The organism is Nodosilinea nodulosa PCC 7104 (genome assembly GCF_000309385.1).
Classification (GTDB): Bacteria; Cyanobacteriota; Cyanobacteriia; order Phormidesmidales; family Phormidesmidaceae; genus Nodosilinea; species Nodosilinea nodulosa.
The window spans coordinates 251855-273325 of the sequence record NZ_JH976537.1; the positions used below are offsets into that span (position 1 = coordinate 251855).

The 21471-nt window shown below is 59.6% G+C and carries 18 protein-coding genes; 11 read left to right on the plus strand and 7 right to left on the minus strand.

Features of this window, described 5'->3' with window-relative positions; translation table 11 throughout:
• Positions 1 to 476: 476 nt before the first annotated feature.
• Both LEPTO7104_RS0101050 and LEPTO7104_RS0101055 read right to left on the minus strand, forming a co-directional pair.
• Positions 477 to 1253, minus strand: coding sequence for a sulfite exporter TauE/SafE family protein (locus LEPTO7104_RS0101050; protein ID WP_017296684.1), 777 nt, complete (start codon positions 1251 to 1253; stop codon positions 477 to 479).
• Positions 1253 to 1807, minus strand: a complete 555-nt coding sequence (locus LEPTO7104_RS0101055) for a rhodanese-like domain-containing protein (RefSeq protein ID WP_026072257.1) — start codon at positions 1805 to 1807, stop codon at positions 1253 to 1255. Before LEPTO7104_RS0101055 ends, LEPTO7104_RS0101050 begins: the two co-directional genes overlap by 1 nt.
• 226 nt (positions 1808 to 2033) lie before the next feature.
• Here LEPTO7104_RS0101055 and LEPTO7104_RS0101060 point away from each other — a divergent pair, with 226 nt between their 5' ends.
• The 9 genes from LEPTO7104_RS0101060 (at position 2034) to LEPTO7104_RS0101105 (ending at position 10888) form a co-directional block, all read left to right on the plus strand.
• Positions 2034 to 2405, plus strand: coding sequence for an ArsR/SmtB family transcription factor (locus LEPTO7104_RS0101060; RefSeq protein WP_017296686.1), 372 nt, complete (start codon positions 2034 to 2036; stop codon positions 2403 to 2405).
• A 337-nt stretch (positions 2406 to 2742) separates the two neighbouring features.
• Positions 2743 to 2961, plus strand: coding sequence for a YgaP family membrane protein (locus tag LEPTO7104_RS0101070; RefSeq protein WP_017296688.1), 219 nt, complete (start codon positions 2743 to 2745; stop codon positions 2959 to 2961).
• 78 nt (positions 2962 to 3039) lie between these two features.
• Entirely contained in the window at positions 3040 to 4341 is a 1302-nt protein-coding gene (locus LEPTO7104_RS0101075; protein ID WP_017296689.1) for an NAD(P)/FAD-dependent oxidoreductase, read from the plus strand.
• Positions 4342 to 4426: 85 nt separating this feature from the next.
• Complete coding sequence (locus LEPTO7104_RS32215; RefSeq protein ID WP_017296690.1) at positions 4427 to 4741, plus strand: ArsR/SmtB family transcription factor; 315 nt, start codon at positions 4427 to 4429, stop codon at positions 4739 to 4741.
• Positions 4738 to 5277, plus strand: a complete 540-nt coding sequence (locus tag LEPTO7104_RS0101085) for a DUF3122 domain-containing protein (protein ID WP_017296691.1) — start codon at positions 4738 to 4740, stop codon at positions 5275 to 5277. Before LEPTO7104_RS32215 ends, LEPTO7104_RS0101085 begins: the two co-directional genes overlap by 4 nt.
• Before the next feature lie 49 nt (positions 5278 to 5326).
• Positions 5327 to 5722, plus strand: coding sequence for a hypothetical protein (locus LEPTO7104_RS0101090; RefSeq protein WP_026072259.1), 396 nt, complete (start codon positions 5327 to 5329; stop codon positions 5720 to 5722).
• Positions 5723 to 5794: 72 nt separating this feature from the next.
• Positions 5795 to 6142, plus strand: coding sequence for a rhodanese-like domain-containing protein (locus LEPTO7104_RS0101095; RefSeq protein WP_017296693.1), 348 nt, complete (start codon positions 5795 to 5797; stop codon positions 6140 to 6142).
• Between the two features lie 12 nt (positions 6143 to 6154).
• Positions 6155 to 7495, plus strand: a complete 1341-nt coding sequence (locus tag LEPTO7104_RS0101100; protein ID WP_017296694.1) for an efflux RND transporter periplasmic adaptor subunit — start codon at positions 6155 to 6157, stop codon at positions 7493 to 7495.
• A 12-nt stretch (positions 7496 to 7507) separates the two neighbouring features.
• On the plus strand, positions 7508 to 10888 hold the full coding sequence (locus tag LEPTO7104_RS0101105; protein ID WP_017296695.1) for an efflux RND transporter permease subunit: 3381 nt from the start codon (positions 7508 to 7510) through the stop codon (positions 10886 to 10888).
• Positions 10889 to 10932: 44 nt separating this feature from the next.
• Here LEPTO7104_RS0101105 and LEPTO7104_RS0101110 read toward each other — a convergent pair whose 3' ends face one another.
• Positions 10933 to 13176, minus strand: coding sequence for an AAA family ATPase (locus LEPTO7104_RS0101110; protein WP_017296696.1), 2244 nt, complete (start codon positions 13174 to 13176; stop codon positions 10933 to 10935).
• 128 nt (positions 13177 to 13304) lie between these two features.
• Between LEPTO7104_RS0101110 and LEPTO7104_RS43450 the strand changes: the two genes are divergently transcribed.
• Entirely contained in the window at positions 13305 to 13571 is a 267-nt protein-coding gene (locus LEPTO7104_RS43450) for a DUF4160 domain-containing protein (protein WP_225886907.1), read from the plus strand.
• Between the two features lie 112 nt (positions 13572 to 13683).
• Here the strand turns inward: LEPTO7104_RS43450 and LEPTO7104_RS0101115 are convergent, their stop codons facing one another.
• On the minus strand, positions 13684 to 14646 hold the full coding sequence (locus tag LEPTO7104_RS0101115; RefSeq protein WP_017296697.1) for an RpoD/SigA family RNA polymerase sigma factor: 963 nt from the start codon (positions 14644 to 14646) through the stop codon (positions 13684 to 13686).
• Between the two features lie 91 nt (positions 14647 to 14737).
• Positions 14738 to 15580, minus strand: a complete 843-nt coding sequence (locus LEPTO7104_RS0101120) for an energy transducer TonB (protein WP_155523469.1) — start codon at positions 15578 to 15580, stop codon at positions 14738 to 14740.
• 168 nt (positions 15581 to 15748) lie between these two features.
• Between LEPTO7104_RS0101120 and LEPTO7104_RS0101125 the strand changes: the two genes are divergently transcribed.
• Positions 15749 to 17617 (plus strand): metallophosphoesterase family protein, encoded by a 1869-nt coding sequence (locus tag LEPTO7104_RS0101125; RefSeq protein ID WP_017296699.1) that lies wholly within the window; start codon positions 15749 to 15751, stop codon positions 17615 to 17617.
• A gap of 412 nt (positions 17618 to 18029) precedes the next feature.
• Here LEPTO7104_RS0101125 and LEPTO7104_RS0101130 read toward each other — a convergent pair whose 3' ends face one another.
• Together LEPTO7104_RS0101130 and LEPTO7104_RS0101135 are read right to left on the minus strand one after the other, a co-directional pair.
• On the minus strand, positions 18030 to 19361 hold the full coding sequence (locus LEPTO7104_RS0101130; RefSeq protein ID WP_017296700.1) for a bifunctional folylpolyglutamate synthase/dihydrofolate synthase: 1332 nt from the start codon (positions 19359 to 19361) through the stop codon (positions 18030 to 18032).
• A 327-nt stretch (positions 19362 to 19688) separates the two neighbouring features.
• On the minus strand, positions 19689 to 21455 hold the full coding sequence (locus tag LEPTO7104_RS0101135) for a two-component system response regulator (RefSeq protein ID WP_017296701.1): 1767 nt from the start codon (positions 21453 to 21455) through the stop codon (positions 19689 to 19691).
• Positions 21456 to 21471 lie beyond the last annotated feature (16 nt).

The window sequence follows — 21471 nt, forward strand, 5'->3', positions numbered from 1 at the left end:
TTTGAGAACCGATTGCTAAAATCGGTCAGTCATTGATCTATTCTCCGAAAGAATAGATCAATGAACAAAAATGCTTAGCAACAGCCAGCTGAAAAAAAATATTTCAAAATATGGCTATAAAGGATTGAATCCAAACAAAGCTAAACCCATTTCCCATAGATTAGGCGCTTACTTGGAATCAGATTAATCTCTATATAACTATTGGTCATCAGAGTCTCTACGGAACTGAAAAAACTTTTAACCAGAAAGTTATGTATATAAAGTTTTTGCGTTTCACCCCAGATCGTAGATATTTAGAGCTGTATTTGGGTCAGCTTTTCAGGCTGCCTTTCTCGAGCTGTACCTGCAAAAAAACTTAACTGAGTAGCGCCAGATCCAATCGTGCGAAAATTGCCAGCAGCCCGAGAAATGGAATGGTTTTAGGGCCATTAAACCTCTCACGGCGCTGCGCCTGAGGGATGCGGCCTGTGAAAGCTTTAGCGATTCTGGACCAAAACAAACATGGCCACGGCTAGCAGGAAGTACCCAAAGGATTTTTGCAGTTTTTGGGCTGGAACATGGCGAGCTAGATAGGCGCCGGGGAGAGTTCCTAGGCTGGCGGCAAAAATGAACAGCACGATCAGTTGCCAATTTAGGGCAACATGCCCCAGATAGCCCAGAAACCCGGTGATCGAGTTGGCAATAATAATTAGCAGAGACGTGCCGATCGCCTGTTTCATCGGCAACTTGGCCAGCAAGACCAGCGCCGGAACGATCGCAAAGCCGCCGCCCACTCCCACCAGGCCGGTCAATACACCCACGGCCAGCCCTTCACTCAAAAGCCAGAGCCAGCAGTATTTACAAACAGGTTTAGGGTAGCCAGCTAGGGGATTGTCTGGCGGCATCGGCCTGGCACTGCGGTAGATCATAAACGCGGCGGCCAGCAGCATGGCGACAGCAAACAGCAGCATTTGAAAGGTTTCGGAAACCACGGGCAGGGTCGCAATCTTGGCCCCCGTAAACGTCCCCACCATGGTGGCAGAGCCAAAGACTAGCGCCGTTTTGAGATTGACATTGCCGGCTCGCCAGTGGGGAATCAGACCCAGGAAGCTGACAGTTCCCACGATGATCAGCGTCATGGCGATCGCCGATTTGGGGGCGACCCCCATCACATAGACCAGCACCGGCAGCGCCAGCACTGAGCCGCCCCCACCCAACAATCCCAGACTCAGGCCAATTCCCCCGGCCAGCCCTAGGCCAACGATCCAGGGCATCAGTACTGGCTCCGCTGGTTGTAGGGCAGCTTGGCCAGCAGCAGGCCCAGCATGCAGGTATCCGTTACCCCCGCAAAAATTAGCCCTGCCCCCACGGCCCCGCTCAGCAGCAGAAACCAGGGAGAGACTAATGCCCCCAGCAGGGTTCCGGTCAGCATCAGAGAACCGGCCACAATTTGCACCTGACGCATCGGGCTAATTGGCGCACTCCGCCCACTCCGATTTGTGACAGTGGCATATCCCGCCTCTTTCCAAGCGCCAATGCCGCAGGCGAGATGCGCTACCGATTCAAACCCGGCGTCAAAAAGCTTTTGGGCGGCGATCGCCGATCGCCGCCCTGAACGACAGTACAGCACCAGTTTCGCATCATTCGTCTGGGGAATTTTGCGGAGATCGAACTGAGACAGCGCCACCAGGGTAGCCCCAGGAATATGCTCTGTCGCAAACTCCCCCGGTTCGCGCACGTCAATGAGGGTGGTGGATTGCTGGTCTAAGCTCTGTTTTAGAGTTTGAGCATTCAGCGTATGTAGCTGGTTCAACCGAGACGTCGACATTCAAGATTCTCCCATTAGCAGTGCAGCGTACCGTTGCCAAAGCATTTCCCCAAGAGGCCAGAACGCTTCCCCAGCGCTCAGCGACTCAAGCCAAGACCAGGAACCCCTCCTTTTAGATTAATCTATTATATAGTTATATAAAAGATAAAGTATCTGATTGTCCTGAAATCTGAGTAAGATAGTCATATAACTTGTCTTCTAAGACGTGGTATCTTTCCCTCGACCTATGGCCCTACCTCCCTCTGCCCTGGCTCCCGTGGCCGATTACTTCAAAGTCCTGTCTGAGCTCAGCCGCTTGCAGGTGCTGTGTTCTCTAAAGTCAGGCTCAAAGAATGTCACCGAAATTATTGAAGAAACTGGCCTGGGTCAGGCCAATGTCTCAAAGCACCTCAAGATTCTGGCCCAGGCCGGGATTGTCTCCCGCACCCCCCAGGGCGTTAGCGTTTACTACGAGATTGCCGAACCGTTCATTTTTGATCTGTGTGAGCTGGTAGGCGATCGCCTTTTCACGCGATTGGAAGCCCAGTCGCAACAGCTTAAACAGCTGGAAGGGTTGCGACGAGCTGAACCAGTTGGTGCAGACAGCAAAGGTTCCTGATCCCTTGCGCCCCAAGCCGGTCGGCTAAGTCCTCATCCGTTGCCCCACGCACACCTAGCAGGGTATGCGTGGGGCAATTTTTTGGGGCAATTTTTGGCTCAGGCCGTTATGCCAAATCTTGATAAGCTACCCCCGATTAGTGGCGCATTGCGGCTAATCAAAGCCATCAGGGCGCTGCCAGGCGAGGGTGTAGCCGCGAATGCATCCTATGGTCTACCTTTTGGGAATCAGGATTATGGGATTCGGATTCGGTATTACAGAATATTAAACCTCTTAATGCAGTTAATTATATAACCTTATAGTGTTATAGTTATTCCACTGAGCTGCCGGAGGCGCCATGGTGAGGTCGGTTAACGGTCGAAAGCAAGCCTGGACTCAGCACCAGTGGGTGCGGTTAATTGCAGGCAGCATCGTACTGATCAGTTTGTCGCTCTCGCTAATCAACCCCAGCTGGCTGTTTTTGACCGCGTTTGTGGGGCTAAACCTGCTGCAATCGGCATTTACCAACTGGTGCCCGCTGATTGTGCTGCTAAAAAAACTGGGCGTGAGGGAGTGATGGGGTGAGGCGTGACGAGGTGCCCGCCGAAGATTTCAATACTCAATATTAAAAACTCAACTTTTAGGAGTCGCTGCTATGGCTCGCGTTGTTGTGATTGGGGCCGGGCTAGGAGGATTACCTGCCGCCTACGAACTGAGGCATGCTTTGCCCCAGGAACATCAGATCACGCTGATTTCAAATCAGCCGAAATTCACCTTTGTGCCCTCGCTGCCCTGGGTGGGGCTGGGGCTAAAATCCCTCGATCGCATCCAGCTAGATTTAGCCGCGATCGTGCCGCAGCACGGCATTGAGTTTATTCAGGCGGCGGTTACGGCCATTGATCCAAAGTCCCGCCAGCTTAGGATGGATGCCACAACGCTGGACTACGACTACGCCGTCATTGCCACGGGGCCAGAGCTGGCGCTAGATGCCCTGCCGGGGTTGGGGCCAGAAGGCGGTTACACCCACTCGGTATGCAATCCCCACCATGCGGTGTTAGCTGGGAAAGCGTGGGAGAAATTTCTGGCCGATCCAGGCCCTATTGTGGTGGGTGCGGCACCGGGGGCCAGTTGTTTTGGCCCCGCCTACGAGTTTGCTTTTTTGATTCACCACGTGCTGAAGCAGAAGGGGTTGAGGGCGCAGGTGCCAATCACCTTCATTACCTCAGAACCCTACGCCGGGCATCTGGGCATCGGCGGCATGGCCAAGTCTCGCTGGCTGATTCGCAAGTTCATGGCCGATCGCGAAATTGAGCTGATGGAAAACACGGCCATTTCGCATTTTGAAGCCGACGCGGTACATCTGACCGACGGGCGGAAAATTCCCTCCCGGTTCACCATGGTGCTGCCGCCGTTTCGAGGCCCGCGCTTTCTGCGCGAGGCACCGGGCCTGGCCGATGCCAAAGGGTTTGTGCCTGTGTTGCCCACCTACCGGCACCCCGACTTTGAGTCGATTTACTCGGTGGGGGTGATCACCCAGCTCAAACCCGTGGAGCAAACCCCTATTCCCACTGGCGCGCCCAAGGTGGGGCTGATGTCCGAAGAAATGGCGCTGGCGGTGGCCCACAACATTGCCCTGGAGCTGGGGGTGGCGACGGGACTTCAGTCTAAACCAACTCTCCAGGCCGTTTGCTTTGCCGACTTTGGCAACACCGGGGCGCTGTTTTTAGCCGACCCGCTCCTGCCGGATGCGTCGGGGGAGCGCGATCGCGCCCTGATTTTTAACGGCATCTGGGTCTCCTGGATGAGGACGGGGTTCGAGAAATATTTTCTGACGAAAATGCGCCTGGGCTGGACGATTCCCTGGTTCGAGCGGTGGGGCTTTCGGGCGATCGGGTTGCCGCTGGTGACACCTCTGCCCGCCCGTGAGCAAAGCCGCTCGTTAGCGCCGACCGTTTGAGGCAGCGGGGGGATGAAAGGATTGGGCAGTCTACTCTGCCAATTCTGCATGATTCCACCTGATTAACGCTGAGGGGAAATGTGCCATGGACGCAATGCTGAGCCCTGCCGAACTGGAGATACTGGCCGGTCGATTTAAGATTTTGGCCGAACCCGCCCGACTGCAAATTCTTGCCGCGCTACGCCACCAGGAGCACAACGTGCAAGAAATTTGCGCCCACACCGGGCTTCACCAGGGCAACGCCTCTAGGCATTTGCGGTTGATGAGAGACGCAGGGGTGGTGGCCTGTCGCCGGGAGGGCATTTGGCGCTATTACCGGGTCATCGATACCGAACTGTTGGCCCTCTGCCCCCATTTACACCCATCGTCTCACCCGTTTGAGGAGCAAAGAACACCATGACGGCCTGTCGTATTCGGCAAATCTTTTCCTGGATGCTTTTGCTAGGGGCAATTATTCTGGGCATTTTTCTGGGTCTGGAAATGTTGCATCCGCCCAGCGCCGCTGCCGCTGTGCGGCAACTAGAGGAAGCCCCCGGACAAAGGGTCTATCAATCTCGCCAAACCCTCAAAGATCAGCATGGAAATGCGTGGCAGGCCGTTGCCTTCAAACGTATTTTCCCTGACGGCGAGAGCAGCTTCGAGCTGAGGCTGGTGGGCTTTCCTGGCGCGGTTGCGATCGCACGCTCCCAACCGCTGACCTTAACCAGTTCCCTGGGCAAAACGCTGAGCGCGGCGGATGTTTCAGGCCAGATTTTTACCGATTCCACCCGGCCTGAAGCCCATGTAGGGCAATACGATCTTCAGCCTTTACTGCCGCAGCTACAGACAGGAATTCCCCTCAAAGCGGCACTGCCAACCGTCGGTGGCGAAGCGGTAACTCTGTCTATTTCCCCCGCACTCATTGAGGAATGGCAGACCGTTTACAGCCATGGATAGTCGTTAGCTCCTTTGAGAATTTTTCAACCTAAATTTGAGAGAGTTTACAATGTCAGACTTATTTTCACCGGCATGGATGCAGGCATTTGGTGAGCAGTGGAATGCCGAACCAGAGCTAGCCGATGCCCTGGCCAAGATTCATTTTAATTCGGTCATTGGCTATGGTTTTGTTGACGAGCCAAACCCCGCCGCCATGCTGAGGCTTGAGGAAGGGCGGGTTGTGTCTGCTGGCGCCTACGACGGGCAGCCGCTGAATTGGGATTTACGCGCCGATCGCAGCCATTGGCAGCAGTGGAGGACCAAAGGCCTGACCACGGCGGGGCTGGGTATGGCCTATGTGAGCCGCAAGCTGCAATTTCGGGTGGGAGACTACGCGGCCATGATTAAAGATCCCCGCATGGCGAAGCCGTTTATTAAATCGTTTGCGGTCATGGGCCGAGTTTGAGCGGGAGAGAACGGGGCAACTAGCGCCCCCACCATTAGTTTTGCCAATAACTGCACGGCGAGGAAGCCCGTTATGACAGCCAAATCAAAGCGAATTAGCCAGAAGAGTTCAAACCCAGTTTTGCTCACCCCGGCCCAGCTAAAATCACGCCAAAATCACCTGCTGGTTGTGGATATAAGGGGCCGGTTGGAATACTGGCTGGGGCATATTCCCGGAGCGCAGCGGCTCAGCCGCAGCCGCGTGCTCAGAGAGATTTCTAAAGAGCAAGCGATCGTCCTCACCTGCCTGTCCGGCCACCGGAGCGCGATCGCGGCTCAGTGGTTTGTAACCCAGGGCTACCGACAGGTCTACAACCTCCAGGGTGGTTTGCTGGCCTGGCAAAGCGCCGGGTATGCGCTGCGCCGGGGCCATCGTCCTTAAGGAACAAGACCAATGACTCACACCACATCCGATGAATCGCTGAATGCACCGCTGGACAACGCGATCGATGGCTCAGCTCAGCTCCATCCGTCGCCGAACCCGTCTCAGCGGCGGTGGGCGCTGCTGCTGGGCGGCACGCTGCTGCTGGCCGGAGGCACCTGGGGAATGTTGCAGCTCACCCGTTCGGCCCCTGCCCCCGAGGTGGCCCTAGTGCCGGCCACCGCCGTTGACGTGCTGACCCTGCGCGCCCAGCCCGTGGCCAGCACCCTGGATCTCTCCGGTACGATTCGCCCGGTGGATCAGGCTGTTCTGTCGACCCGCGTGAGCGGGCGGATCACCTACTTTCCGCTGGAGGCGGGCGATCGCTTCCAAAAGGGCGACATTCTGGCCCGCATCGATGTGCAGGACATGGCGGCGCAGTCCAGCTCGGCCCAGGCCGGAGTCGCCCAGGCCCAGGCCGAGCTGGCCCGCTCCCAGGCCACCCTGAGCCAGCTGCGATCGCAAAAATTAGAGGCCCAGGCGGCGCTTCAGCTGGCGCAAATTAGCCAAACCCGAACCGCGCAGCTCCAGGCCAAGGGAGCCGTATCCCAGGCCGACCTCGATGCCGCCAACACCACCCTGAATCAGGCCCAGGAGCGGGTAGCCCAGGCGGAGTCGGGGATTCAGCAGGCCCAGGCGGCGATCGCCCAGGCCCAGTCTGCCATCGATCAGGCCCAGGCCGGGGCCACGGCGGCCTCGGTCAACGAAAGCTACGGCACCGTAGTGGCCCCCTTCGACGGCATCGTAATTGAAAAAATGGCCTACCAGGGCGAAACCACCAACCCCTTCTCCATGGACGGGACCGCGCTGCTGAAAATCGAAAATCCCGATCGGCTGCAGCTGGAGATCGCTGTGCCGGAGGAAAACCTGCGGTTTGTGCGCGTCGGTCAGCCCGTGCAGGTGCGGGTGGATGCGGCCAGTGCCACCCTCAGCGCCACCATTGGACAAATTGTTCCGGCGGCAGATCCGGGCTCTCGGAGCTTTTTGGTCAAGATTCCCCTGACTGGTTCTGACCGCTTGATTTCCGGCATGTTTGGCCGCATCGCCCTGCCCACGAGCGAAAGCCAGGAAACGGTTCTGATTCCCGCTGCGGCCCTGATTCAGCGGGGGCAGCTGCAGGGGGTGTATGTGGTCAAGCCGAGCGCCGCCCAGTCTAGCAGCGCTCCATCGGTAGCCGTGCTGCGCTGGGTAAAAACCGGCAAACAGCAGGACGGGCAGATAGAAATTGTTTCGGGCTTAGCGGCGGGCGATCGCATTGTCACCAGCCATATCGAGCAGCTCAGCGACGGGCAGGCGATCGCGATTCAAAACTAGGGGCAAACGACGATGCAAAACGAATCGAATGGTCATCAGCCCGCCTCATCCCATTCCCTGGGCTTTGTGGGCCATTTAGCCAAAAAATTTATCGACTCCAAGCTCACACCCTTGATCATTCTGGTGGCGCTGCTGCTGGGCCTGGGGGCAACGCTAATTTTGCCCCGCGAAGAGGAGCCCCAAATTACCGTGCCGATGGCCGATGTGTTTGTACAAATGCCGGGGGCCTCGGCCAGGGATGTCGAACAGCGGGTCACGTCGCCTCTGGAGAAGCTGGTCAAAGAACTGCCCGGCGTGGAGTACGTTTACTCCACCTCGCGGCCGGGATCATCCCTGGTGATCGTGAGATTTCTGGTGGGGCAAAACCCAGAGGATTCTGTGGTTCAGCTCTACAACAAGATCTATGCCAACGTTGATAAAATTCCGCCGGGGGTGTCGCAGCCGCTGATCAAATCGCGATCGATCGACGATGTCCCCATTTTGACCCTCACCCTGTGGGGGGAGCAGAGCAGTGGGGCAGACCTGCGGCAGATTGCCGCGCAGCTGGACGAGCAAATTAAGCAGGTTCCCGATGTTTCAGAAACGACTATTATCGGCGGCCAAAAACGGCAGCTGCGAGTAGATCTAGACCCCGCCAGGCTCAGCGCCTACGGCCTGACGCCGCTAGAAATCTCCAGCGCGCTTCAGGCCCAAAATACGGAGCTGGCCAGCGGCGCGTTTAGCCAAAACAATCAGTCTTTTCTGGTCAGAACCCAGAGCTTTATTCGATCGGCAGAAGATGCCGAAGGCCTGGTAGTGGCAATCGCCAGGGGTCAGCCGGTCTACCTGCGCGATGTGGCGACGGTCACCGATGGCTCGGAAGAACCGGCCAGCTACGTATTTTTTGGCCAGGGAGCTGGAGGTCAGGAGCCGGGAAAACACAGTCCGGCAGGCCCAACTCAAAACTCAGAATCAAACCCGCCAAATTTTGGCGAAACGGAGGCGCTGACGATCGCGATCGCCAAGCGCTCCGGGGCCAATGCCATTCAGGTTTCCCACCACGTTCTCCGCAAGCTGGAGCAGATCCAGCGCCACTACATTCCGTCCAATGTCCATTTGACCGTGACGCGAGACTACGGCGAAACCGCAGCGGAGCGATCGAATGAGCTGCTGTTTCACATGCTGATTGCGGTGGCTTCAGTGACGCTGCTGATGTGGTTTGTGATGGGCAAAAAAGAGGCCATGGTGGTGGCGGTCTCAATTCCTGTCACCCTGTCTTTAACGCTGGCCAGCTTCGTCTTTTACGGCTTTACTCTCAACCGGGTCACCTTCTTTGCGCTGATCTTTTCCATCGGCATTTTGGTCGACGATGCGATCGTGGTGGTGGAAAATGTGGGCCGACACCTGCAACTGCCGGAGAACAAAGCTCGCCTGCAACAGTCGGCAAACCGTCGCCAAACCCTGCAACAGATCGTGCTGGAGGCGGTGGATGAAGTGGGCAACCCCACCATTTTGGCCACCCTGGCGGTGATTGCGGCCATTCTGCCCATGGCCTTTGTGGGCGGCCTGATGGGCCCCTACATGCTGCCGATTCCGCTGGGGGCCTCGGCGGCTATGATCTTTTCGGCCCTGGTGGCCTTTACCGTGGTGCCCTGGACGACCATGCGGGTGTTTAGCGGTTCCAGCCTGTCTGCCCATGCCCACGGCGAGGATGCCCTGAGCCAGCTATATCGGCGGTTTATGTACCCCCTGGTGCACTATCCCCGGCGCGGCACGGCGTTTCTGGTGGCTACGGTGCTGGCGCTGATCGTCATTGTGGGAGGGCTGGCCGGGTTTCAGCTGGTGATCTTAAAAATGCTGCCCTTTGACAACAAAAGCGAGCTGCAGGTGGTGGTGAATATGCCCGAGGGCACCACCCTAGAGCAGACCGCCAGCGCCACCCGAGAAATGGGGCAGTACCTCGCCACCGTCCCGGAAGTAACCAGCTATCAAAGCTATGTGGGCACGGCATCGCCCTACAACTTCAACGGCCTGGTGCGGCACTACTTTTTGCGCTCTGGCCCCAATGTGGCGGATATTCAGGTGAACTTTTTGCCCAAGGGCGATTCCCGTTTCGGGAGATTTCATCAACGCCACCGCCAGAGCCACGCCATTGCCAAGGCCCTTCGCCCCCGGCTGAAGGACATTGGCGATCGCTACGGTGCCCGTGTCCAGGTGGCCGAAATTCCCCCCGGCCCCCCGGTGCTGCAAACCCTGGTGACGGAAGTGTACGGGCCTGACTACCCAGGGCAAATTGACCTGGCCACCCAAATTCGCCAGCTATATCAATCCACCGATGGGGTGGTGGATGTGGACTGGTATGTGGAAGCCCCCCAGACCGACTACCGCCTGGTGATCGATCGCGAGAAAGCCGCCCTGAACGGCATCAGCCCGGCCCAAATTTCAGCGGTATTGCAGATAGCGCTGTCGGGCCAAAATGTCGGGCTATTGCACGATGAAAATGCCCGCGAGGATGTGGCGATCAATCTCAGGTTTAGCCCGTCGAGCCGTACCAGTTTAGAGGATCTAAAATCGCTCAATCTCAGGGGAGAAAACGGCAATTTAGTCCCCCTCAGCGCCCTGGTTAAAACAGAGACAACTACGGCAGATACCAGCATTTACCACAAAAACTTGCAGCCCGTGGTCTACGTCCTGGGGGATGTTTCCGGCAGGGTAGAAAGTGCGGTCTACGCCATGCTCAACCTGCAACCCAAGATCGACAAACTGGTTCCAGCAGCGGGCACCTCGGTTCAAACCTACCTGACAGAGCAACCTCCAACCACCGAAACCTACGCGATCAAGTGGGACGGCGAATGGCAGGTTACCTACGAGGTTTTCCGCGATTTGGGCATTGCCTTTGCGGTGGTGCTGGTGCTGATCTATGCCCTGGTGGTGGGCTGGTTTCAGTCGTTTACCACACCGCTGGTAATCATGGCGGCCATTCCCTTTTCGCTGGTCGGCATCATGCCCGCCCACTGGCTGCTGGGGTCATTTTTCACCGCCACCTCCATGATTGGCTTCATCGCCGGAGCCGGAATTGTGGTGCGCAACTCCATCATTCTGGTGGACTTCATTGAGCTGCGCCTGAAGGAGGGCATGCCGCTAGAAGACGCGGTGATCGATGCCGGAGCGGTGCGGTTTCGCCCGATGCTGCTGACGGCGGCGGCGGTGGTAGTGGGGTCAGCGATTATTCTGACTGACCCCATCTTTCAGGGGCTGGCGATCTCGCTGATGGCGGGGGAAGTGGCCTCGTTGCTGCTGTCGCGATCGGCGGTACCCATCCTCTACTACAAGCTCTGGCACAACCGCAAAGCCCCCCGCTCTGCGATCGAAAAATCTATGGTTGGCACGGCAAAGAACGGGGCAATGGGATAGGCGAACCGCTCGCCCGCGCTTGTTCCGCGATTTCTCCGGCGGGCTCAAGGGCTGAGCCTGCCCACCAGGTAAACCAGGGGCGATCGCCACTGCACGGTCTGCCCCTGCAACTGCCGCTGGCACTCCTGCTGAATGGCGGCAATGTCTTTGTCGGATAAATGCTGGGCCAGCTGGTCGCGGTAGCTGGGGGGAGTGCTGCCCACCGCAAACCACCGCTGCAGCAGGGCCGCCGAAATATAGATACTGCTGTGCAGCACAGCTTCGCTCAGCTGGACGGTAAAGCCTGCTTTGCGAAACAGCGCCTCTAGGGTTTGGGCCTGCCAGTTAAAGCGGGGGTCGGTGGCGGAGTGGGCGATTCCCGAAGGGATCACTCCGTGAATCGCCTCGTCGGCCTGGTGCCAGCGCTTGCCCAGGGCTTTGCTGAGGGTATCCTCTCTGACCAGGGCCGAAATGCGCTGGCTGTGGCGGGGAATGGTTTCGGCCAGCAGCACGACTCCGCCGGGGGCGAGAAACTGCTGCACGATGGCGATGAAGCGATCGCGGTTGACCACCTGGCTAAAGGTATTGCGCCCGACAATGCGCTCGAAGCGCACCCCCGGCGTGTGGGACTCCAGGTAGGCGGCCAGGGCCTCAAAGTCGGCGTGGACCAGTACGGGGCGGGCCATTTCAGGCAGCTGCGCCGCCTGCTCTTCCAGCGCCACCTGGTCCTGGGCGGTGTGCACGCGGGCGTAGACGCCGCCCTCGGGCACCCGCCGCAGCGCCTCCCAGGTGAGCAGCCCGGTGCGGGCGTTGAGATCGAGAATGCGGTGGTGGCGCTGCGGCGGGGCCAGCTCAAAGATGCGATCGCGCACGGCCCCCAGCTGCTCGCCCGCCTGGCTGAGGGTGCGCTGGAGCCAGCGATCGCGGGCCGGGTCGTCGGGGCTGTAGGTGAGCGCCTCCGGCAGCGCGCCGCCGCCGTCCACCATCGCCGCCAGCTGGGCTTCGCGCCGCTGGGTCACCTGGGTTTGAATCGAGGCCTCGTAGCCCTGACCCGAAGGCTGGTAAAACACCTGCCCCTGCAAGCCGCTGGGCAAATACTGCTGCTCCACCCAGTGGTCGCGGTAGGCGTGGGGGTACAGGTAGCCCTGGCCGTGGCCAAAGCCTTTGCTGTCGCGGTTGCCGTCGCGCATGGGGTTGGGCACCTCCTGCTCGCGCTCCTGCTCAATGGCGGCCAGGGCGTCAAAAAAGCCCATGGTGCTGTTGGATTTGGGCGCCGTCGCCAGGTACAGCGTCGCCTGGGCCAGGGGGTAGCGGCCCTCGGGCATGCCCACCCGGTCAAAGGCGGCGGCGCAGCTGGTGACTACGGTAACGGCGTGGGGGTCGCCCAGGCCAACGTCTTCGCTGGCCAAAATCACCAGGCGGCGAAAGATGAAGCGGGGGTCTTCGCCCGCGTAGACCATGCGGGCCAGCCAGTACAGGGCGGCATCGGGGTCAGAGCCGCGCACGCTCTTGATAAAGGCGCTGATGGTGTCGAAATGGGCGTCGCCCTCTTTGTCGTAGAGCACCGCCCGCTGCTGAATCGACTCCTCCGCCACCTCTAAAGTGATCTGGATCTGACCCGATTCGTTTGGGGACGTGGTCTCCACCGCCAGCTCCAGGGCGTTGAGCAGGGCGCGGGCGTCGCCGTTGGCCACATCCACTAGGTGATCTAGGGCAGCGGGGTCAAGCTGAATGGGGCGATCGCCGTAGCCCCGATCGCTATCCGCCAGAGCCTGCTCCACCACCCGGTACAGGTCGGCGGCCTCCAGCGGCTTGAGCTGAAAGATGCGCGATCGGCTGACCAGGGCCTTGTTGACCTCAAAAAACGGATTCTCGGTGGTGGCCCCAATCAAAATCACCGTGCCGTTTTCCACCCAGGGCAGCAGCGCATCCTGCTGGGCCTTGTTGAAGCGGTGGACTTCATCGATAAACAGAATGGTGCGTCTGCCGTACTGGCCGCGCAAATCCTGGGCGGCGGCGATCGCCTCGCGAATATCTTTCACCCCCGCCAGCACCGCATTCAGCGCAATGAAGTGGGCGCTGGTGGTGTTGGCAATAATCTGGGCCAGGGTGGTCTTGCCCGTGCCCGGCGGGCCAAAGAAAATTAGCGACGACAGCTGGTCGGCCTGGATGGCGCGGCGCAGCAGTCGCCCCGGCCCCACCACCGCATCCTGGCCAATGAATTCATCCAGGGTACGGGGCCGCAGCCGCGCCGCCAGGGGCGCATCGCGGCCAATCTGTTCTTGGCGACTGTGGTCAAAGAGATCCATTCGGGCGCTAGTCCTGCTGGCTTAGATAATGCCGCTGCGCCCTACTATATCGCGCACCATTGCTTAGATAGACGCAACCCTGGGCAGATACCACGATAGGAAAACCACATCAGGATATGTCTGTGCCCATGGTTTTGTACTTGCGAGGTTGGCGGCCCCATTTCTACTCAACCGAAGGCCATAAACCTGTCCACATCCATGCCCAAAGGGGAGATCGAGGCTGCAAGCACTGGCTAGATGTAGAGGCTTACGAAATCCTTGCAGCCTACCCGCGCAGTCTATCAACGCGCGACAGCAGAGAAGTAAGGAAGATTATCTTGCAGCATTTGGGCGACATTGCAGACGCCTGGGGGGCCTCGTTCGAGCTACGGCATTCGCTGGCCCCCGCTAGATGAAACCCTATCCATCGACGGTCTGCTTGAACTCGCAGCCATCCAACCCCAGGCTCTAAAGGCTAATTGAATCCGTGAGACTAAGGCTACAGGCCGTTATAGCTCAAATGGCTTCCTAGCTCACCAGATAGGCTTTCAAATCCTGGCGGGCGTAGCGCAGTTTTTTAATCGCGTCGCGCTCGATCTGGCGCACTCGCTCGCGGCTGACGTTGAGCTGCTGGCCCACCTTCGAGAGCGATAGCCCTTCGCCGGTGCCCAGACCAAAGCGCAGTACCAGCACCTCCCGCTGCTGGGGGGTGAGGCGATCGAGAATGCGAAAGATGTCCTGCTGGAGATTGCTTTGGGCGGCGTAGTCTTCAGGCGATCGCCCCTGGTCGTCTTCGAGCATGTCGGCCAACTCGGTGTCGCCCTTGTCACCCACCATGGCGTTCAGCGACATGGGCTGCTGCGACTGCGACAGGTACTGGCGCACCTGGGGCAGGGGCAGATCCAAATGGTTGGCCACCTCTTCCAGGGTGGCGGTGCGGCCTAGCTCCTGGGCGAGCTGCCGCTGGGCGCGCTTGATTTTAGTCAACTTTTCAAAAATGTGGATGGGCAAGCGAATGGCCCGGCTCTTTTCGGCGATCGCCCGCGTCACGGCCTGGCGAATCCACCAGTAAGCGTAGGTCGAAAACCGAAAGCCCTTGGTGGGGTCAAACTTCTCTACCCCCCGCTGCAGGCCCAGGGTGCCCTCCTGCACCAGATCCATCAGGTCCAGGTTGCGCTTGGTGTACTTCTTGGCGATCGAAACCACCAGGCGCAGGTTGGCCTCCACCATGCGGCTGCGGGCGGCCTCGCCAGACTCCACCTGGTGGTTCAGGTCGTCCACCGACAGGTTGGCCGCCGCCGCCCAGTCCTCAGTGGAGGGCGTCTGGCCCGACCCCTTAGAGAGCTTAGCTGCGATCGCGTTGAGCTTGTTTAACCGCTGCACCCGCTTACCCAGGGAAATCTCTTCGTCGCGGGTCAGCCGAGGGATGCGGCCAATTTCCTTCAGATACGCTTGAACAGAATTACTGGAAGCAGAAATAGCTTGAGCCATGGGAACATCAGTAGTGGCAGTTGACTTAGATGCCACTATGACAAGCTACAGGCCCAGATGCCTCTACCCTGGGGCAGGCCTAAAGATTTCCTTAAGGCGTGCAGTTGGCGGCGTCGTACTGCACCTGCACCGGCAGCCAGCTGGCGCGGGGGTTGGGCAATGGCCCGTCCTGGGGTGCAAAGCTCCGCTGTAGCGCTGTCTCCAGAGCCTTTTCATCCAGCACGGTGTAGCCCGTGCTGTCGAGCAGTACCGGGTCTTTGAGCAGCTGCCCGGAGGGGCTGAGAATCACCCCTACCAGCCCCTCCGAGGGCGGCGGCACCAGGCAGGTAGCGATCGGGTAGGCGACCTGGAGCGGGGCCAGCTTGGTGCCCAAAATCGGGGCGTCGTCTTCGCTTAGCCCCTGGCTTTCCTGCTCTAGCCAGGTGGACAAATTGTTGGTGTAAAGCGAGACTTCGTCGTTGAGCAGCGACTTGGCCTGCCCGTTGAACTCGTACTGGGCTGGGTCGCGCAGGCGATCGTCCAGGGTAGCGGGCGGTGGCTCCGGGGGCACTGGCTCCAGATCTACCGTCTCTGGCGGCGGTGGGGCTGGCGTCTCCGGGGCGATCGGGGCGGCGGGTGCTGGCGTCGCCGTTTGGGTCTGGGGCGGCTTCTGGGAGGGCGCCTGGGGCGCTCTGGCGACAGGCGGCGGGGCAGGGCGAATGGCCCCAGCGACGGGTTTTGGCGTCGCTGGTAAGCGCACCACCCCGACCACCGCCGTCGGATCGTTCAGCTCGGTCAACCGGTTTGGCAACTCACTGGGAGTCTCTGGAGTAGACTCGGGCAGGGGCATTCCCAACAGCAGGCCGTGCATCCCGATCGATATCAGCACCAGCAAACCACCCCCCGACCACCGGAGAGAACGCTTGCCCGCCCTGAATTTGAGAGGAACTATCATGGCTATGCCTGCTGCTCAGTGCCAGTAAATGTCAGCCTTTGCCGCTCTAACGGTGGCACATCTCTCCAAGGGTGTTATCAGTGAACAGACAGTTTTTATACTGTCGTTATCTGTCGTTACCCTGGGGCTGGCGGGGCGTTAGCAAAAAGGGCTCAAAAGATGCGACGGATGCGACGAGAAGACTGGACCCTACTGACGGCGGGCCTGCTGGTAGTCCTGGCCGCTATTCTTTTAATTGCCCTGGAACCCCGCCTGCCCACCGTCGATTCACCCTCCGAGGCCACGGCCGTGCCCACCCAACTCCTGAGCGATCCCTTCTTGCAGTACCCCACCCCCGGTGCCGTACGGGTGGTTTGGTTCACCGAGTTTGAGGGCCAAGACCACCAGGTGAAATGGGGATCGCCCGCACAGCAGCCCAGCGCTAGCTTACCCAACCAGGCGGCGGCTACCACAACCCAACTGCCCCGCACCCGAGAAGATGCCCAGTCGCGGCTCGACCATCCCAATTTTGCCGATCTAAAGCAGACGGTGCCGCGCCCCATCTGGCGCCATGAGGCGCTGGTGACCGGCCTGCCGCCGGGGCAGCGGGTGCCCTACCAGGTGACGAGCACCGCCGCCGATGGCACCACCGCCGCAAGCCGGGTGTTTACCCTAACCGGAGCCCCGATCGCGGGTCAGCCGCTCAAGGTACTGCTGACCTCCGACCATCAAAATATGCCGATGGTAGCCGCCAATCTACAAAAGGTAGAAGAAACCCTGGGCCAGGTGGATGCGGTGTTTTTTGCGGGCGATCTGGTCAACATTCCCGATCGCGCCTCCGAGTGGTTTGACGACAGCCGGGGCTGCGGCTTTTTTCCCTGTTTGCAGGGCAACACCCGCTACGGCCTGGAGCGCAATGGCCGCACCGTGAACTACCGGGGCGGCGAAATCATCCAGCACGCGCCGCTGTTTCCAATTTTGGGCAACCACGAGGTAATGGGGCGATTCGCCGCCACCACCCCCCTCAAGGATCAGTTTGGCAATCCTGTGCCGCGCCCCGTGGCGGTAGGCTTGTACGAGGCCAACGCCGACCTGTATAACCCCAGCGGCGACCCTGCCCTGCGCCGCCAGTGGATCATTAACAATTCGTTCAACAGTGACACCTACGAGGCCCTGTTTAGCCTGCCAGTCACCCAGGTGCCCAACCCCGATCGCCCCGAAACCACCAGCCGCTACTACGCCATCACCCTGGGAGACATTCGCCTGGTGTCGCTCTACGTCACCCAAATCTGGCGCTCCTACGACCTCGACGCCGCCACGCGGGGCCGCTACCAGGAGCGCGAAGCCGACCTGGGCACCCCGCAAAACTGGGGCCACGGCCAGCACATTTTTGAGCCGATCGAGCGGGGCAGTTTGCAGTACCAGTGGCTAGAGCAGGAGCTGGCCAGCGAAGCCTTTCGCCAGGCCAAATACAAGGTGGTGATGATGCACCACCCGCCCCACACCCTGGGCGACAACATCGTGCCCCCATTTACCACCCCGGTGCCCCACTACGATCGCGATGGGCAGGGCCAGCTCACCGCCGTGCGCTACCAGTACCCCCGCGCCCAGGACCACATCGCCCGCGACCTGGTGCCCCTGCTGGAGCAGGCCGGGGTAGACCTGGTCTTCTACGGCCACTCGCACCTGTGGAATCGCTTTGTGTCGTCCCGGGGCACCCACTACCTGGAGACCTCTAACGTCGGCAACTCCTACGGCGCCTTCTGGAAGGATGCCGCCCGGCCCGTGCCCCCGGAAACCATTGCGGGTTCCATGGTGACCTATTCCCCCAGCGACTACGCCGCCCAGGGCGACCCCAACGGCCTGGAGCCAGTGGTGCCAACCCTGGCCCCCCTCCTCGACGACAGCGGTCAGCCCCTGCCCTACATCGCCAGCAACGACATCACCGCTTTTAGCGTCTTTGAAACCGAGACCGGCACCGTCAGCAGCTACTACTTCGATACCCGCAGACCAGAGTCGGCGGTGGTGAAGTTTGACGAGTTTACCCTGGGCAAGTGAGCGCGGCGGTGAACGGCGCCCACGTCGAACCCCCTATAGCCATAGTCATGTTAGGTAAAATATCCAGAAACCCTATGAAACCTGAGTTCGGGATAACGCGGTCCCCTCCTTGGAGGGGTGCCCGAAGGGCGGGGTGGGTTAAACCTACGGCAAAATACAAGTTTCTAGATAGGGTGAGTTGCCATGCTGGCATAGACAACCCACCCCTACCCCTCCCAAGGAGGGGACAGTGGGCCTGCTTTGCCAAGGTCTTTTCTGATCCCGAACTCAGGTTATGAACGTTCAAACTTTTGAACGTTCACAGAAGACACGGCTTAACCAGACTGGCTACGGCCTACCTCCGATCCCCAGGGCCAACCTGTAGGGGCGTTGGGGCAGCCATGCCCAATCAGAATTCTCCAGCCGGATTTGGTTAGCCCCGTTCTGCGTAGGGTTCGGTGGCGAGAAATTGGCCAATCAGGTACAGCGACCCGCACAATACCCTGAGGCGACCTGGGGTATGGCCTATGGCGACCAGCCCATCCCTTAGAGAACCATGGTGCCGGCACTGGGCCAGGCCTGGGCAGGCCGATCGCGCGATCGCCCCCAAATCTTCTGGCATGGCCGTTTCATGCCCCGGCACCGGCACCAGGTGCAGGGCGTCGCCGGGCCGCAGCAGCGCCTCAAAAATATCGCGGTGATCCTTGGTCGCCAGCATGCCCATCAGCCACACCGTTTTCGCTGGCGCTTCCCCCTGGCTGGTCCACCAGCTATCGACGTACTGGCGCAGGACCTCGGCGGCGGCGGGGTTGTGGGCGCCATCAAGGAGCAGGGGGTAGCCTCCGGAGCCTTGACCCCAGCTCACCCACTGGAGCCGCCCTGGCCAGCGGGCCTGGCCCATGCCCTGGGCGATCGCCTGCTTGGATATATCCCAACCCTGGGAGCGCAGGCTGAGCAGAGCGGCGATCGCGATCGCCGAATTGACCAGCTGATGAGCGCCAAGCAGGGGCAGCGGGTAGGTCATGGCATCGTCACCGAGGCCCCAGCAGGCCTGGCCATCCCCTACGGACACCGCCGGAGCGGGCCACACCACCGGGCAGCCCAGCTCTGCCGCTCGGGCTTTGACAACGGTCTCAGCCTCTGGCGGCAGCGGGCCAACCACGGCGGGCCGTCCCCGCTTCAGCACCCCGGCCTTTTCGCGGGCAATATCGGCCAGGGTGGGGCCAAGACGCTGCCAGTGCTCCCGACTGAGGGAGGTAATCACGCTGACCAGGGGGGCATCCACCACGTTGGTGGCATCGAGGCGGCCCCCCAGACCCACTTCCATAACGGCCAGGTCAACCCCAGCTTCGGCAAAATAGAACCAGGCGGCGGCGGTAAACACCTCAAACTGAGTCGGCGAGGGCTGGCTTGGGTCAATGGCGGCCACCACCCGCCGCAGCTGCCGAAGCAAATCCTGCGGGCGAATGGGCTGACCATCCACCGCAATGCGCTCCCGCCAGCTCACCAGGTGGGGCGATGTGTAGCGCCCCACCCGATAGCCCGCCGCCCCCAGCACCGCCGCCAGATAGGCGCACACCGACCCTTTGCCGTTGGTGCCCGCCACATGCACCAGCGGCACCCGCTCCTGGGGATTGCCTAAGGCATTCAGGAGGCGCTGAATGCGCTCTAGCCCCAGCTCGACCCCAAATCGCCCAAAGGCGTCTAACAAGGACTCAATCTGCCGATCGAACGGCTCAAAATCTGGAGGTTGCACCACGGGCATCCGTCGTTTTTAGTGGACCTGTGCCAAGTGGCGATTTAAGCGTCGCCGCTAGCACTTGAGTAAGTGTCGTTGAATTAAAGCGTTCCTCGACAGCAATCGGGATGGCGAAATTCGCAGCTTGCGGGCCAAAGGCTAACCCGCGACCCCTGCGTCCCGAAGGAGGGTCAGAAAAACTTCAAATCCCCTCTGCACCCCGATTATAGTGGCTCTCCATGGAGCGTCTTACCCATTCCTATCGCAAGCGGCCCAAATGACATTCCATCTCGTCTTTGCCACTCCCCGCCAGCTAAAGCAACGGGCGACTTTCCTGGTGTGCCCTCGGAGCGGTTACAGAAAAATTTCTGAGGCGGGCTGGGGTTTGCCAAACAGGTAGCCCTGGCCAAATTCACACCCCAGCGATTGCAGACAGTGGAGCTGTTCTGAGGTTTCGATGCCTTCGGCAATCACGGGCAGCGATAGCTGACTGCTGAGCGCAATAATGGTGTTGATCACCTGGTGGTTGCGGTTGCCGGTGTGAATCTGCTGCACAAAGGAGCGATCAATTTTTAAAGTATCGATGGGAAGGCGATGCAGGTAACCCAGGGAGGAATACCCTGTACCAAAGTCATCCAGGCTGATTTGAATCTGGCGCGATCGCAGCTGTTCCATCACCGCGATCGCCGATTCCGTATCCTGCATTAGGGCGCTCTCGGTAACTTCGAGCTTCAGGTATACCGGATTTATCCCGGTGGTAGCCAACACTTGGTCAATATCGGCTAGCAGCGTAGGGCTGTCAAACTGTCGCACCGAGAGATTGACGCTCACCGTCCAGTCAGCGGCACCCTGCTGCTGCCAGATCTTCAGCTGCTCGCAGGCCTGCTGCAAGACTACTAGCCCCACCGGCACCACCAGCCCAGTCTCTTCCATACAGGGAATGAACTCCGCTGGCGACACCAGCTGCCGTTCGGGATGCTGCCAGCGGATTAGGGCCTCAAAGCCAACTACCTGACAGGTAGCCAGCCGGACAATGGGTTGATAGTAGGTAATAAATTCCCGATGCTCTAAGGCCCGCTGCAGATCGGTTTCCAGGGCAAGGCGGCGCTGGGTGGCGGTGGTCAATTGAGCATCAAATACCTGGTAGCTGCCCTTGCCCTGGCGTTTAGCCCGGTACATAGCGGTATCCGCAGCCTGGAGCAAGGCTTCAGGCTGCGTCGTGGTGGCATCGGCCAGCGCTACGCCTATGCAGACCGATACAAAAAAGTCACAGTTGGCCACTCGAAAGGGTTTGGCAAAGCTCTCAAATATAGCCTGGTTCCAGCTTTCTAGCGTGGCTGGATAGTCCAGGTAATGCAGCAGAAAGCAAAACTCATCTCCCCCAACCCGGGCCAGCACATCCCCAGGACGCAGCAGTTGCTGTAGGCGCTGGGCAATAGCCTTTAGTAACTCGTTGCCAACGGCATAGCCAAAGGCCCCATTCACCAATTGGAACTGATCGCAGTCCAGATAGGCCAGCCCCACCGAGGAAGGGAGGCCTTTGGGCGACACCTGGATTTTCTCTCTACAAGCCTCTGCAGACTGCAACGCCAAAGATATCGCCTGCAACAGTCGGGTGCGACTGGGCAGCTGGGTCAGGGCATCCTCGTCAATCAGCGCCCGGAGCTGGGCGGTGCGCTGCTGTACGAGAGCCTCTAGCTGGGTATTAAAGTCGGCCAGCTGTTGGTACTGTTGATGGATGCGCAGCAAAGAGCGAACTCGGGCTACCAACTCTACCTGGTTAATCGGTTTGCTAATGAAGTCGTTGGCCCCTACCGCCAGGCACTGGCTGAGCTCCTGCTTGGAGCTGAGGGCCGTTACCATGATGATGCCTACCCCCCGCCACTGGGGCAGCGCTTTGATTTGCCGGCACACCTCTATGCCGTCTATGCCGGGCATCATTACATCGAGCAAGAGCAGGTCGGGCTGCAATGTGTCTAGGCAATCTAGGGCGGCCTGACCGCTGGCGACGTAATGGAGGATATAGCCCTGCCCCGTCAGCATGGCTTCAACCACGTCAAAGTTATCCGGTTCATCGTCGATGACCAAAATCACAGGCTTTATCGCGGTCGGTTCATTCATGGAAGGTGTAGCCCGA